Raw genomic sequence first — 15,196 nt, 5'->3', positions numbered from 1 at the left:
GAATGAAGTTTTTAAAATATTTTGTGGTTTTTGCAGTAGTCTTTACTTCTTGTAAAACAAAAAAAGATTTAATAAGTGCAAATAATATTGCCGAAGAAATGTCTGCAAAAAAGGTTGCAAGAAAACATATTGCTGCTAATTTTGATAAACAAACGGTAGATGCAAAGCTAAAAGCAAACTTTAATAACGGTAAGATTAATCAAGGTTTTTCTGTTAGTTTAAAAATGGAAAAGGATGAAGTAATCTGGCTAAAAGGAACTAAGATTATTACGTTGTTTAAAGCAAAGATTACACCAACTTCTGTAAGTTATTATTCCTCTTTAGAAAGAGAATATTTTGAAGGAGATTTTACAATGCTAAAAAAGTTATTGGGTACAGATATTAATTTTAATCAACTTCAAAATTTGTTTTTGGGGCAATCTTTAAAAAATGTTAAAGATCAAAAGCAACATGTAAGCATCATAGATAATTCGTATGTTTTATCTCCAGAAACCCAAGAAAAATTATTTGATGTTTTCTTTTCTGTAAATCCTTCGCATTTTAAATTAGACAAGCAATCTATTGTAAATACAGCAAAAAATCAACGTTTAGATATCTTTTACCCATCTTATAATTTGGTTGATGATGCTATTTTTCCATCAGAAATTAATATTAAAGCAAAACAACCAGGTAAATTTACAGATATAGATTTTATAGTAAGATCTGTGGAGTTTAATAAAGATATAGACACTTCTTTTTCAATACCTAAAGGTTACAAGAAAATTAAATTATAGTGAAAAGCAGAAAAATTTATATACCCGTTTTTATTTTATTTTTAAGTGTTTTTTCTGTTTTTGGACAAACAAGAAAACAGTTAGAAGAGCAACGTAAAAAACTTAATTATGAAATTAAGCAAGTAAACTCGTTGCTTTTTAAAGAAAAGAAGAAAGTAGATAATGCCTTAGAAGATTTAAATGATTTAAATAGAAAGATTAGTGTTAGGGCTAAATTAATTTCTATAATTAACGCAGAAGCAAGAATTTTATCAAAAGAGATTCGTGCAAATGAAATGGAGCTAAAAAAATTAGAGAAGAAGTTAGCAGATTTAAAAGCAGATTATGCAAGTATTATCCTTAAATCTTACAAAAGTAAATCTCAGCAAAGTAGAATGATGTTTTTACTTTCTTCCCAGAATTTTCATCAGGCTTATAAAAGGTTTGAGTATATGAAACAGTATACTGCTTATAGAAAAAAACAAGGAGAAGAAATTGTTGTTCATACAAATGAAGTACAAGTTGTAAATGACTCTTTATTGGTTCAAAAAAACTTAAAAGACAAGTTAATAGCTTCTGAAAATGAACAAAAAAAGGAAATTGAAGAAGATAAAAGGAATCAAGAGAAATTATTAGCTACTATCAAGAAAAAAGAAAGTAGTTACAAGAAAGAGCTTCAAAGTAAAGTTAAAGAAGAGAAAAGGGTTACAGTACAAATTGATAGAAAAATTCGTGAAGAAATTGAGCGAGCAAATAGAGTTGCAAGAGCTAAGCTAAAAGATGAGCCCAATAAACCAACTGTTGTTAAGAAAAATGAGTTTATTTTAAGTCCGGAAGCAAAGGCTTTAGCCGCAAAATTTGAATTAAATAAAGGTAAGTTACCTTGGCCTGTAAGTGAAGGTATTGTAATTAGAAAATTTGGTACTCAGCCTCATCCATCATTTCCTGGAATTACCGTTAATGGTACTGGTTTGCATATTGCTACCAAAGAAGGCATAAAGGCCCAATCTATTTTTAATGGAAGAGTATTAAATGTTTTGGTGAGTGCAGAGGGTAGAAAAAATGTTTTAATACAACATGGTAATTATATTTCATCTTACAATAACCTAGAAAAAGTTACTGTTAGTAAAGGAGATGTTGTTATAACGGGGCAAGCAATTGGTCAGGTTTTTACAGATAAAGTTTCTAAAAAAACGAAATTAATCTTTGTATTGTTTAAAAATACAACACGTTTAAATCCTTCTTCTTGGATTTTAAGAAGATAAAATTACTTAAAATAGTATTTGCGTTAAAATAGAATTTGATACCACACATAAGAACGCTGGTATATAATTAATTTTGTAGTAGAATTTACAAATTTTTTATATTAATTAAAATTTTATTAAAATGGAAAACTTAAAAAGAAAGACCGTTGCAATATTAGCAACTAATGGATTTGAAGAAAGTGAATTAAAAGAGCCTAAGAAAGCTTTAGAAGCAGCTGGTGCAGAGGTGCACATTGTGTCTTTAGAATCTGGAGAAATAAAATCTTGGAATGAAGGTAATTGGGGAAAAACGTATAAAGTAGATAAAACTTTAAAAGAAGTATCTCAAGAAAACTATAACGCATTGATGTTGCCTGGTGGAGTTATAAACCCAGATGTATTGCGTAATAATGCAGATGCCGTTAGTTTTGTAAAATCTTTTTTTGAGCATCATAAACCTGTAGGTGCTATTTGTCATGGACCTTGGTTATTGGCAGAAGCGGATGTTTTAAAAGGGAGAAAAATAACTTCATATAGCTCTATTAAAACAGACCTTATAAACGCCGGAGCAAATTGGGTAGATGAAGAAGTAGTTGTAGATAAGGGTTTGGTTACCAGTAGAAACCCTGATGATTTACCTGCATTTAATGCTAAGTTAGTAGAGGAAGTATATGAAGGTAAACACAAAGGTCAAATGGCTTAGTTTTATCTTTTAAATAAAACGATTACTATTGATAAATAAAAAAAGAAGCGCAAATTTAAATTTGCGCTTCTTTTTTATGATAATCTTTAACTATTTTAATCTAAACAAAAATCTTTACTAAAAAATTAAATAAAGACTACTCTGGTTGAGGAGAATATTTAATGTTTTTTTGAAGTATAACTGCATTAGGAATGGTTATTAATTCTTTTTCTAGCGTTCTTAGCGTGATAAAAAATGCACCAATATCTCTAATTTCGCCAGTAATATTATTATCTTTTTCTAAAATAGTAATGGTATCTCCAATTTTTACAGGGTAATTTATAAATAAAATTAAGCCCGCAGTAATATTAGAAAGAATAGACCATTGCGCAAAAAAAGCAATACCTAAAATGGTTAAAAAAGAAGAAACGTAGACTAATAATTGTTTCTCATCTACACCCCAAACAAAAGATACAAATACAATTATGGTAATGTAAATAAGCACTGAAATTATTTTATTAGTTAAAATAATTCTGGCTTTTTGAAACCCAAATTTCAGTTGAATTTTTTTTAAAGAATTGGTAATTACAAAGCGAATAAAAAAAGCAACAATTAAAATTGCTAGCGAGGATATAATTTTATAATTGTAAAATTCCATAATTATAGTATTTAACTAAATACAGCTTTTAAGGCAGTTGCATCTCCAGGTTTTAGCTTTCCTGCTAAAACTAAACTTAATTCTTTACGTTGTAAAGCACCTTCGTAGCGTGTCTGTTCTAAATCTGTTTCTGGTCTAATTTGTGGAATTGCAACAGGTCTTCCTGTTTCATCTACGGCAACAAACGTATAAATACCTTCGTTTACTTTAGTTCTAGATCCAGATTGTCTGTCTTCTGTCCAAACATCTACATATGTTTCCATAGAAGAGTTAAACGCTCTCGAAACTTTAGCTTCTATAGTAAGCACACTTCCAACGGGTACTGCTTTGCTAAAAGCAACATGGTTTACAGAGGCTGTAACTACAATTCGTCTAGAGTGTCTCCCTGCAGCAATACTACAAGCTCTGTCCATTCTGGCAAGTAATTCGCCTCCAAAAAGGTTGTCTAAATAATTGGTTTCACCGGGTAAAACTAAGTCGGTAAGTATTGTTAAAGATTCTTTCGGCGTTTTTACTTCCATCAAAAAATATTTTTTTTTGCAAAGATAGTAATCGCTTCTTAAAAAATGAGTTTTAAAAATGTTAAAGAAAAGTAGTGTTAATCTAACTTTTCAACAAGCAACCAAGCATCTTTAGATACTGTTTTTTGAATTCTATAAAGGTTATTAGTAGCTTCATTACGGTTAGTGTAACTATTAAAAGTAACTTGTGTTAACCCCCATTTATTAATGCCTATTATTTGAGCATCAAATCCTTTTGCTTTTAATTCTTCTACTCTTTTTTCTGCATTTTCTGCAAATTGAAAAGCTCCAGCAATAATATGAAAAGGTTTTGCTACTTCTTTAACAACATTTAAGTTAATAGTAGGTAAAGGGTTAGAAATAACAAAAGTAGCCGATTGTATTTTTTTCTGAATTGCTTTTTCTTGATTTGCTAAATTTTCTTTTTGTAGATTATTTTCATAACCATTATAACCAGCAAAACCCAACGTTAGTAAAATAGCTGCAGTTGCCGCGTATTTTATAAATGCAGGTATTCCTTTATTTTCTTCTTTTACAGGAAGAGGGTTTAAAGGTTTTACTTGTTCTTTAAATCTAGAAATAGCAGAAGAAGTTACGGTATCTAAACCAAAAGATTCTGTTAAATAGTTAACAGCAGTATTTGGTTCAAAAATAATTTGTTTTTCTTCATTTAAAGACAAAATACCTAAACTATCAATTTGTACAGCTTTAGATTGCAATTCATTTTGCCATTTAATTACAGATAATGAAATAGCAGTAGATGCTTTTGTAAAAGAAATATTTTCTGCAGAAGCAATATAATTAGCTAATAAACCATCATTGTGTTTTAACAAGCTGTTAAAAGTAACCTGTTTAGTAGGTGGTGTAAAAGTATGTGTAAAATTATTGGTTTTTGCACCAATTCTATTAGTTACAAATCCTCCAAAATCAGGTACAATTACGCAATCGTATCTGTACAGTAAATCGTTTATGTAAGTTGCTAAATTCATTGTAGCAAATATAGAAATTAAGCCGTTTTGTAAAAGAATTTCTTAACAATTTTATTAACAAATATTTTATATATTGGTATTCAAATTGTTACAAAATTGAAAGAAGAAAAATTATTAGCGATCTTAAGATTACAAAAGAGCAAAGCAATTGGCGATATTTTAGCCAAAAAACTCATTGTAAATGTGGGAGATGTAGAACAGGTATTTAAAGAAAAGACAGCGATACTCTCAAAAATTAACGGAATAGGAGGTCATGTTTTAAAACATTTGTTCGATTCGAAAAATATAGAATTAGCGCAACAAGAGCTAAAATATATTCAAGATAATAAGATTTCTTATACTTATTTTTTAGAAGATGATTATCCTAAAAATCTTCAACATTGTATAGATAGTCCTATATTATTGTTTAAAGATGGAAACTTAGATTTTTCTAACCAAAAAATTATTTCTATCGTTGGTACCCGAAATATTAGTTCTTACGGACGCGATTTTTGCAATCAATTAATTAAAGAAATTGCAGTTTACAACCCTATAATTGTAAGTGGTTTTGCGTACGGAGTAGATATTTGTGCACATAAAGCAGCAATAGAAAACAACTTGCAAACCATTGCTGTTTTAGCACATGGTTTAGAGCAAATTTATCCGAAGGTACATAAGAAATATATAAACCAAGTAAATGAAAATGGCGGTTTTTTAACCGAGTTTTGGAGTGAAGAAACTCCTTTAAGAGAAAATTTTTTAAAAAGAAACAGAATTGTTGCGGGTATATCTAAAGCAACCATTATTATAGAATCTGCCTCAAAAGGAGGTTCTTTGGTTACAGCAGATATAGCGAATTCTTATAATAAAGATGTTTTTGCGGCTCCAGGAAGAACCACAGATATTTATAGTAGAGGTTGTAATAATTTAATTAAAAATAACAGAGCGCACTTGCTAACCTCTGCTTCAGATATTGTAAAAATGTTAAATTGGGATGTTCAAGAGAAAACGAAACCAATTCAGAAACAATTGTTTATAGAATTAAACGAGAAAGAGCAAAAAATTCATGATTTATTACACGATAAAGGACAACAATTATTAGATGTTATTTCTTTAGAATGTAATATTCCTATTTATCAATTATCATCTATTTTGTTGCAAATGGAATTAAAAGGCGTAACAAAACCTTTGCCAGGAAAGATGTTCGAACTTACTTAATAATGCTTATTTTTGATGAAAATATGAAGTAAAGATGGCGGTAGAGAAAAAATTGATGTCCAGAAAAAAACCAACATTTCCCGTAAATGAAATGCTTGGTGCTTATTTAAAGAACTATAATAGAAATATAAAGATTCCTCTTTATTATGATGATTTATTACGTTTTCAAGGATCAATAACTGTCTATGATAAGAATGATGAAGACACTTTATGGGTAAGGACCTACTTTTCTCAATACGAAAGAGAAGAGATTGATAGAAATTTAAAGAAAATTTACACAAGGTTGCATTCCGATGGTAATGATGATAGCATTCCGTATTTAAACATAGATGCTATAGATTATTGTACGTTTGGTAACTCTAAACCATTTAGAATTAAAGTTAGAAATATTTTAAATGATAACTTTACCTATTTTTATGTAAAAAAGGCAGATGCTTCTCGTATTTATGGTTTAGAATTAGAACATATTCTGTCTCCCCATAACATGAACTTTTTGGTATTTAAAGACACCTTAATAGAAGAGCACATTGCAGGCATACCTGGAGACGATTTTATTAGAGACATTTTACCAGGCTGTACCGAGTTAGAAAAAGCACAAATAGCCAAAGAATTTGTAAAGTTTAAAGAACGATGTTTAATCCGTTTATTGGGCGATATGCGTTCGTACAATTACGTAATTACACCAATTCACGATTTCGACCAAGTTATCTATAAAATAAGAGCTATAGATTTCGATCAGCAATCTTTTGAAGGAAACTTAAAAGTCTACAACTTACAGTTTATGAAAGAGAACTTTAAGATGGTAGAAATGGTTGGTAAAAAACTACAAAATAGCTCTATAGATCAATACAAAATAGAAGAACGTTCCTTTATGGCTAAAAGGATGATTACCGCTCCAAGAAGAACTGCCCGTTTAATAAAATGTATGAAAGCAGATACTATTTCTTACCCAAAAAACGTAGCGCTTCTAAAAAAGCAATTAATTAAATATGTAGGAGATGTAGAGTTTAAAAAATGTAATAATATGGGCGAGATTTTAGAAACTATTCTAGCTTTTGTTAAGCGTAACTATTTAGATATTAGTAATAAAGAGTTGTTTTAGAAGCTATTTCCTGCTTTCCGTTATATCTTTTTTTGAAAAAACAAAAAAAGGATGCCACTTCAATCAGGGCTAAACTTGTTTGTAAACTATTTTACTAAAGGAATTACAAGCATTAGTATCTAAAAGAAAGATTCTGAAATAAAAAAAAAGGACGTAAAAATTAATTTACGTCCTTTTTAGTTGGCATTATTTTAATATTACCAAGCCCCAATAAAATGACTTCCTGTTGCGTTTACTAACTCAGCACCTTTAGTTACAGCACCACTTTCAGTATCTACAACATAAATGTTTCCGTTTTGGCCAACAGGCGCTTGTGTTAAATAGATTTCATTTCCATCAACCGCAAAACCTTGGTATTGGAATAAGTAAAAATCTGGATCATAAGGAATATCTTCAATTTTTACAGCTGTTTTAGCATTTAAATCTACCAAAGCAAAAAATCCTTGAGCTCCTGCTAAACCATCCGCAGAAGCTTCATGACGATACGCTAATACTGCTTTTCCGTTTGCTGCAGGTCTCCAAGCAAGAACATAAGCTCCTGTTACGCCTAAAGCATCGTCTAAATTAAAGTCGTAAGAATTGTCATATTCATTATTAGCTCCAATTTTTAAAATATGAGAACCTTCTGGATCACTTTGGTTTGCTTGGTAAACACTTCCGTTATATTCAAAAGCATTAATACTTCTGTATCCGTTTGTGTTTCCATGTCCTACAGTAGAAGTGATTACTGTTGGGTTGTCTAATGATGGATAATCTAATACAATTGTCTTAGAACCTAAAATTTCGTAATCACTTTCACTTTCTACAGTAGTCGGATTTACTTTACTTAAACGAGCTCCGATATATAATTTATCTCCTGCTGCATTTAAAGTTGGCATGTCAATTCTAGAAAAATAATAACCTGCTTCTTCTTCTTCTGCACTTAAAGGAACCACGTGATCTTTAAAGTCAATTATTGCTGAGTTTTCTAAATCTAAAGTAACAACACCTATAGTCGCTTCTGTGTTTGTATAAACATCATCTGTTGCATCCTCTGGTGTTCCGTTATCATCCACTTGGTGTTCTGTAGATACGTATACTGCAGATCCTGTTTTATCACCATCAAATAACTTTATCCATCTTGGTGCAGTTCCTACATAAGGAGCAATACTTATAGATGTACCTTGTGGTGTAAAATTTTGACCACCTTCTACAGTATACTTTGTGTAATTACCACCAGTATCTCCTGCATAACTAATGTTAAAAATAGTGTTCCCGTTTTCAGAAGCCTGTAATCTAGCAGTTCTATTAGAAGGTGCTATAAAACCATTTTCGAAAGGATCTATAGACACTGTTGGGTCTTTTGCATCTTCACTAGATACACTATAAATTAATGTTCCTCCATTTCCATCTCCTGGTGCATCTCCCATTTTTGCTCCAGCAATTGTTATCCATCTAGTAGCATCTGGTTCTGGGGTATCAATTGGATCATCGTTGACATCTTCGCTACATGCCGTAAATAGGCCTAATGATAATACAAGGGCTAATGCTTTGTGGTTTAAAAAAAATCTTTTCATTTTTATTTTATTTAGTTAAATTTATTGATTGTGTAATTTAATTTTATGTAAAAAGCTCTACCTGGTTTTTGTACAGATAAATTATCGAATACAGGTTTGTCAAATATGTTTTTAATATCGAAACTAGCAACAAGTTTTTTGTTTGGAAAAGAATAACTCAGACCAAAATCTTGAGAAAATTGTTTTGGTACTTCAAAAAAATCATTACCAACTGTATTAGAACCCTGTGGTACTAAGTATGAAAACTCATCTGTAAAGTACATCGAGTAAAATAGGTTTAGTCTAGATTTTTTCTGTATTAAATCTTTAAAAGAGTAGCGTAAACTACCATTCATGGTAAAAAAAGGTGTGTTTGGTACATCTATTTCTACATTGCTATTTATAATTTGTAAATCGAAACGAGACACGTTAAAATTTACTCCAAAATTTCTATCATAGGTGTAATTTAATTGTGCGTCTATCCCTTTAGAAGTTGCGGTTCCTTGATTTACGTATACAATTAATTCGTCATCAACATTAAAAGATGTTTCTATAGGTAAACCAATTCTGTCTTTAATGTTTCTTGTAAATACATTGGTAGAGATAGAGAAATCATGGTCTTTTATGTTAAAGGTTCCAAATCTAAAACCTAAGTTATAGTTGTTACTTTGTTCTGGTTTAATAGTTGGGTTTGCTACTACATTATCACCATCATTACCAAAAACTTCAGTTTCATCTGGTAAACGAACAGCTTTTTCTGCAGAAGTTAACAATGTAACTTTTGGAGAAATAGCATAAGAAGCTGCAAAACCGTATCCGTCTTTTTTGTTATTACTACTTATAATTTCATCAACGATGCTTTTGTTTCCGTTTGTGTCTGTTTGTATTTCAGGATCTATACTTGTTGTTTTTTGTTGATAATGTTTTCCAAATATGCTTGTTCTTAATCTATTATTAAAAGCTTTAAATTCATAGGTTAAAGAATAGATGTTTTTGTCAATATTTCTTGTGCCTTTAAAGGTGTTTTCTAATACCGAAACTAAAACATCACTGTCTTCTCTGTCAACTCCGCTGTAAACGTGGTTTACTAAAACTTTATGTTGATCATTAAAATTATAAGAGATACCAGATCTAATAGAAGCTACTTTTCTTTTAATTTTAGCTAATGTTGGTCCTCCTTCTTGCTGAGATCCCCAAGTATATTTGTATTCGTTACCTCTAAAATCTATTGCCTTTTCTCCGGTCCAACTATAAGCCCAAGCAACTGTATCGCTAATAGCACGGTTTCTTTTTCCGTACAATCCGTTTATTTTTACATCCAACCCTTTGGTAAAAAGATTTGTCTTTTGATAAGTTATGTTTGCTAACAAAGCATCTGATTCTAAAAAACGATCTTTATAGGGTGTTATAGTCATAAAAGCACCATGTTGTACCTCTTTGTAATCACTAGAAGCATTAAAGCCAACCAAAAACTGGTCTGCCCATTCTACATCTGTAAAACCAACTTGAAAAAGTCCTCCAGTAGATTTATAAGCATCATTAAATCTTTTGGCAGTAATTGGGGTTTGCACGCCTCCTAAACCTGTATCTACAACACTTCTTCCAGATACTTTGTAGTTGTTATCTGAGTAATTATGAAAAATAGCAGATTTTACTGTAAATCCAGATTTTTCAAAACGATATAAGCCATTTACGTTAGTTTGTAGGGTGTTAAATGAACCATAAGAAACAGATGCGTTTAAATTTGTTTTAACGTCATTATGTAGTACAATATTAATGGCACCTCCTAAAGCATCATCTGTTAAATGCCCAGGAACGACTCCTTTATACACTTCAATATTCTTTATCATGGAAGGAGGAATACTATTTAGGTTGTAGGAAGAACCATACATAGAACTAGGGATTCCATCAATAAAAATTCTTACAGCATTACCTGATAATCCATTTAAACTATAACTAACTTCTGATCCCAAGCCACCATTTTGACGAATTTTTACACCAACTGTAGTGTTTAATAAATCGTTTGTTTGAACATTTCTAAGACTTGCTTCTTCGGTTTTTATAACATTTACAGCAAAACCTTGGGTCTCTTTTTTTGTTTCTTCAGTTTTGGTTGTTATACGGACTTCGTCTAACTGATTTTTTATACTTTCTAATAAAACAGTTACTTCTTTCTTTTTAGCATTAAGTTGAACAGTAATTGTTTTAGATTTTGAATTTAAAGAATGGAATTGAATTTTATGAGTTCCGTAAGGAATTGATTTTATGTAGAATTCTCCATTAAAGTCAGTAACTGTTTCTTTATAAAAGTTATTTCCTTTTATAACTACAAAAATATCGATACCTGGTTCATTGTCATCTACTTTTACTTTTCCGTAAAAATCACCTTCTTGACCAAAAGCAGTGTATGATATAAGTAGCAGTATAAGTGTTTTAAAAAAAGATGGCATTTGTTTTATTTTTCGACAAATATAATATTATTTATAATTAGTCTAAATAAACTTAATGGATTTAAGGAATTATTTTTTTTATGCTACTTTTAGGATGTATGTGTTAATTTTTAGGTGTTTATAATGATAATAATTAAAAAAATACACGTTATTTTTAATGATTCTATATAGTGTGTTTTTAGTTTTGTTATTTTATAAGCACAATTATCCTTTTAAAAATAGCTTTTTTTATTTTTTAGGAGATACAGAAGGCTAGGTTAATTTGTAGTGTTGTGATAATAAGGATTATTGAATCTATTTTTTCATTTTACAAAAAATATAAACTAAAATGGTAGCAAAACTAACTTTACATAATATAATTGCTTCTGTGGTAAAGCAATGTATTTATCTAAAACAGCAGAGGTGCTTATAAAAAATGTTGATAAAAGTAAGAGGGTAAGTTTTTTACACGTGAGTTTTTCATCTATATTTTTAGATGTTAGTAAAAAGCTTAAAGGTTTATTGTTTCCATTCTAGTGTTTCTACTAAACGTAAAATGTCTTTTTTTACATAATCTACAGCAGGTAAAATGGAATCGTAGTTTGGTTTGGCGTAAAAATACAAGGATCCTTTTATAAAATTTTTGGTACTATCTGTTATGTGAAATTGAATTTGAGAGGCCGCATTACCAGTTATATAATACATGCTACCAAACACTCTTTTTTTAGGATTCACAAAATCTTTTGGAATAATTTGTTCTGCTTTTATTGTATGTTTAAAAACCAGTTTTTCTGCTTCTGTTAGCAGTTCTTTAATGTTATTTTCTACAGGTCTATATGTAATGTCTATCGAAGCTTTTAAATTAGGGTATTTTATGGTTAGCCAATTGTTAGGGTCGTCATAAACTTTTGTATTTTCTAAAATATCAAAAGAATAAGGTCTTTCTAAATCTAATTTTTTGTAGGCTTTTGTAGGGTATGTTAAACTTAAATATCCTTTTGGTTTTGGTAGAACATCATCTTTACAAGATAGAAATAGAATTGTAAGAGTTAATAGAAAAATATTACGCATTTCGTGTGGCTTTAACTTGTTTAATGCGTTTTTTATCTAACGCTTCTATGGTAAACGTATAATTTTTAAAGTTTATTTTCTCTCCTTTTTTAGGGAATTTACCAGAAACTTCTAAAATAAAACCAGCCAAGGTTTCACTTTCTCCTTTTTCTTCTTCAAATATATCTTCATCCTCGTCATCTAAAATCTTGCAGAAATCTTTAATACTTGTTTTACCTTCAAAAATATAATTGTTAGCGTCTATTTTAGAATAATGTAAATCTTCATCATCAAATTCATCATTTATATCGCCTACAATTTCTTCTATTACATCTTCTAGAGTAACTAAACCGCTTGTTCCTCCATACTCATCTACAACAACTGCTAAGTGATTTTTTTTCTCTCTAAAATCGACTAATAAATCATCTAATTTTTTGTTTTCTGGCACAAAAAAAGTTTCTCTTAGTAGTGCTTGCCACTTAAAGGTTGTTTTATTTAAATGAGCTAATAAGTCTTTAGCGTATAAAACTCCAACAATATTATCTATGTTGTCTTTATAGACTGGGTTTCTAGAGTAGCCATTTTTTAGAATTTTGTCTAAAACTACTTCGTAGGATTCAGTATCAGAAAGCGCAAATATATCTATACGAGGTACCATAATTTGCACGGTTTCTGTATTTCCGAAGTTTACAATTCCTTCAAGAATTTTTTGCTCATCTTTTGTGGTTGCACCTTCAGAAGTTAACTCTAGGGCCTGGGATAGTGTTTCTACCGAAAAATTAGAATTTTTACTACCTAATTTTTTTTCAATCCACTTTGTTAATGTAATTAATGGTAAACTAAAAGGTGTTAATAGTATGTTTATGGCATGTATAAACTTAGACATTGTTTTAGAAAAGCTAAGCGCATTTCTAGAAGCGTAGACTTTTGGTAAAACCTCTCCAAATAAAAGTATTAGAAAGGTTACAAGAACAATTTCTAATAAAAATCGGGTAGGAATTAAAAACGAAAATAGCTCTAGTTTAAAATCGAAGCTACCAAATAAGGTTTCTGCCAATGAAGCAAATAATAATACAATTAAGATATTTATAAAATTGTTGGTTATTAAAATTGTGGCTAGTAATTTTCTAGGTCTTTCTAATAAACTAACTACTATGTTTTGGTCTTTTCCGTTGTTAGAAAGTTCGTTTAAATCGGTTTGTGAAAGTGAAAAGAAGGCAACTTCTGCTCCAGAAACTAATGCAGAACTTATAAGTAAAACAATTAGAAAAACTGAATTAAACGTAGTTACAAAATCTATTGAGGCAAATAATGAGAATAATATTTCGGGATCTGGGTCCAATTGTTATAAGTTAGATTAATTAAAATGGTAAATCATCGTCTTCTTCTGGTGTAGCAACACTTTTTGGTGCTGGGGCAGAAGCTTTAGATTCTTGTTGTGGTGCCATAGGGGTTGAGCTATCTGTGTTTTTCTTGGTAGAAAGCATGGTCATTTCATTTACATGAATTTCTGTAGAATAACGTTTAACGCCATCTTGTTCCCATTGTCGGTTTCTTAATTTACCCTCAACATATACTTTATCTCCTTTAGATAAGTATTTTTCACACACTTTTGCCAAACCATTTCTTACAACAAGGTTGTGCCAATCGGTAGAGGTAACTTTTTCTCCGTTTTGTTTGTTTGTGTAACTTTCACTGGTTGCTATTGGAAATCTACCAACACAATTTTGATCATCAAAATAATGCATTTTAACATCATCACCTAGATTACCAATTAAAATAACTTTATTTATTGTTCCTGCAGCCATGGCTTGTGAGTTTTAAATACAAAAGTACTAAAAATATCAATTACTTTTCAGTTTGAAAAGCTTCTAAAAAATTTGCAATTAAAATAGGAACAGGGTATTTTTCAATTTCATTCCATTTTATAGTTGTTTCGGCAGTATTTGCAGTTTCTACAATCCAGAATTGGGTATATAAATGTTGATGAGATAATTTATGAACAATTTCTTTTGAGTTAAAAAGTGAAATGGTGGTTTCTAAAGGAAATAAATTGATAAATTCTTCTGCTGAAACTAATTCTTCCTTATTAATAATTTTTTCACTTTCTATTAACGGAAATTGGTATAAACCTTGCCAGATTCCTTTACCTTTTCTTTCTGATAAAATAGTTTTATTATCATCGGTTTTTATCACAAGAAAATTAAAATATCGTTTTCTGACCTTTATTTTCTTCTCTTTTACGGGCAATTCTTTGGTTAACTTTTTTTCTAAAGCTACACAGCTATCAGAAAAAGGGCAGGTATCACATAATGGATTTTGAGGCTTGCAGTGCAATGCTCCAAAATCCATAATAGCTTGGTTATACGTTCCAGGTTGTGTTTCATCAATTAATGATTGTGCCAAAGCTTTAAACTCTTTAATTCCTGCAGTTGAATTTATAGGTGTATTTATACCATAATAACGAGAAAGCACTCTATATACATTACCATCTACCACTGCGGTTGGTTCGTTAAAACAAATAGAGGCAATAGCAGAAGCAGTATAATCTCCAATTCCTTTTAGTTTTATAATCTCTTTATAGGTAGTTGGGAATTCGCCATTAAGTTCGTTTGCAATTTGTTTTGCAGAAAAATGTAGGTTCCTTGCTCTAGAATAATATCCTAGACCTTGCCACATTTTTAAAACGGTACTTTCATCCGCTTTAGCGAGGTTAAAAACAGTTGGAAAATCTGTAGTAAATTTTTGATAATAAGACAAACCTTGGGCAACTCTTGTTTGTTGTAACATGATTTCTGATAACCAAATAAAATATGGGTTTTTGGTTTTTCGCCATGGTAAATCTCGGTTATTTTGTAAGTACCAGTGTATTAATGTTTTATGGAATTTCAATTTTTAATAGATTTTATGTTAAAATATGGTGTTATGTTAAAATTCATATTGTGTTTTAACTAATTTGGTAATTATTAACATTATCGTTGTTAAAATTAGCATTTATTTTGCTTTATTAACAATTAATTATGATGTTTACAGAAAT

General features: G+C 30.1%; 14 protein-coding genes. 5 read left to right on the top strand and 9 right to left on the bottom strand.

Annotation, left to right across the window (positions count from 1 at the left end; genetic code table 11):
* Nucleotides 1–2 precede the first annotated feature (2 nt).
* The 3 genes from GQS58_RS04675 to GQS58_RS04665 all read left to right on the top strand — a co-directional run bounded on the left by GQS58_RS04675 (nt 3) and on the right by GQS58_RS04665 (nt 2,699).
* Nucleotides 3–773, top strand: a complete 771-nt coding sequence (locus tag GQS58_RS04675; RefSeq protein ID WP_166383378.1) for a DUF4292 domain-containing protein — start codon at nt 3–5, stop codon at nt 771–773.
* Nucleotides 773–2,017 (top strand): murein hydrolase activator EnvC family protein, encoded by a 1,245-nt coding sequence (locus tag GQS58_RS04670; RefSeq protein WP_166383376.1) that lies wholly within the window; start codon nt 773–775, stop codon nt 2,015–2,017. Before GQS58_RS04675 ends, GQS58_RS04670 begins: the two co-directional genes overlap by 1 nt.
* Nucleotides 2,018–2,138: 121 nt before the next feature.
* On the top strand, nt 2,139–2,699 hold the full coding sequence (locus GQS58_RS04665) for a type 1 glutamine amidotransferase domain-containing protein (protein WP_166383374.1): 561 nt from the start codon (nt 2,139–2,141) through the stop codon (nt 2,697–2,699).
* 136 nt (nt 2,700–2,835) lie between these two features.
* On the opposite strand, the gene GQS58_RS04660 is transcribed toward GQS58_RS04665, so the two are convergent.
* The 3 genes from GQS58_RS04660 to GQS58_RS04650 form a co-directional block, all read right to left on the bottom strand.
* Nucleotides 2,836–3,336: a mechanosensitive ion channel family protein gene (locus GQS58_RS04660; RefSeq protein WP_166383372.1), complete on the bottom strand. Its 501-nt coding sequence runs from the start codon at nt 3,334–3,336 to the stop codon at nt 2,836–2,838.
* A gap of 11 nt (nt 3,337–3,347) precedes the next feature.
* Complete coding sequence (locus tag GQS58_RS04655; protein ID WP_166383370.1) at nt 3,348–3,857, bottom strand: acyl-CoA thioesterase; 510 nt, start codon at nt 3,855–3,857, stop codon at nt 3,348–3,350.
* Between the two features lie 77 nt (nt 3,858–3,934).
* Nucleotides 3,935–4,846 carry an SPOR domain-containing protein gene (locus GQS58_RS04650; protein WP_166383368.1) on the bottom strand — a complete coding sequence of 304 codons (912 nt, stop codon included), beginning with the start codon at nt 4,844–4,846 and terminating at the stop codon, nt 3,935–3,937.
* Between the two features lie 96 nt (nt 4,847–4,942).
* On the opposite strand from GQS58_RS04650, the gene dprA reads away from it, so the two are divergent.
* On the top strand, nt 4,943–6,043 hold the full coding sequence (gene dprA, locus GQS58_RS04645; RefSeq protein WP_166383366.1) for a DNA-processing protein DprA: 1,101 nt from the start codon (nt 4,943–4,945) through the stop codon (nt 6,041–6,043).
* Nucleotides 6,044–6,077: 34 nt separating this feature from the next.
* The gene (locus tag GQS58_RS04640) at nt 6,078–7,145 is read left to right on the top strand and encodes a hypothetical protein (protein WP_166383364.1); all 1,068 of its coding nucleotides are present in this window, start codon (nt 6,078–6,080) and stop codon (nt 7,143–7,145) included.
* 197 nt (nt 7,146–7,342) lie between these two features.
* Here GQS58_RS04640 and GQS58_RS04635 read toward each other — a convergent pair whose 3' ends face one another.
* The 6 genes from GQS58_RS04635 to mutY form a co-directional block, all read right to left on the bottom strand.
* Entirely contained in the window at nt 7,343–8,701 is a 1,359-nt protein-coding gene (locus GQS58_RS04635; RefSeq protein WP_166383362.1) for a hypothetical protein, read from the bottom strand.
* Nucleotides 8,702–8,712: 11 nt separating this feature from the next.
* Nucleotides 8,713–11,130: a TonB-dependent receptor domain-containing protein gene (locus tag GQS58_RS04630; protein WP_166383360.1), complete on the bottom strand. Its 2,418-nt coding sequence runs from the start codon at nt 11,128–11,130 to the stop codon at nt 8,713–8,715.
* Between the two features lie 498 nt (nt 11,131–11,628).
* Nucleotides 11,629–12,180 carry a gliding motility lipoprotein GldD gene (gene gldD, locus GQS58_RS04625; protein WP_166383358.1) on the bottom strand — a complete coding sequence of 184 codons (552 nt, stop codon included), beginning with the start codon at nt 12,178–12,180 and terminating at the stop codon, nt 11,629–11,631.
* Nucleotides 12,173–13,501, bottom strand: coding sequence for a gliding motility-associated protein GldE (locus GQS58_RS04620; protein ID WP_166383356.1), 1,329 nt, complete (start codon nt 13,499–13,501; stop codon nt 12,173–12,175). Before GQS58_RS04620 ends, gldD begins: the two co-directional genes overlap by 8 nt.
* 19 nt (nt 13,502–13,520) lie before the next feature.
* Nucleotides 13,521–13,967 (bottom strand): single-stranded DNA-binding protein, encoded by a 447-nt coding sequence (locus tag GQS58_RS04615; protein WP_166383354.1) that lies wholly within the window; start codon nt 13,965–13,967, stop codon nt 13,521–13,523.
* 40 nt (nt 13,968–14,007) lie between these two features.
* A complete protein-coding gene (mutY, locus tag GQS58_RS04610; RefSeq protein ID WP_166383352.1) occupies nt 14,008–15,051 on the bottom strand; it encodes an A/G-specific adenine glycosylase in 1,044 nt (347 codons plus the stop codon).
* Between the last annotated feature and the right edge of the window lie 145 nt (nt 15,052–15,196).

The sequence above is a fragment of the Polaribacter sp. 11A2H genome (genome assembly GCF_011379025.1).
In the GTDB taxonomy this organism is placed as follows: Bacteria; Bacteroidota; Bacteroidia; order Flavobacteriales; family Flavobacteriaceae; genus Polaribacter.
The sequence above is the reverse complement of the archived record's forward strand: the minus strand, read 5'-3'. Positions and strand labels throughout refer to the sequence as shown.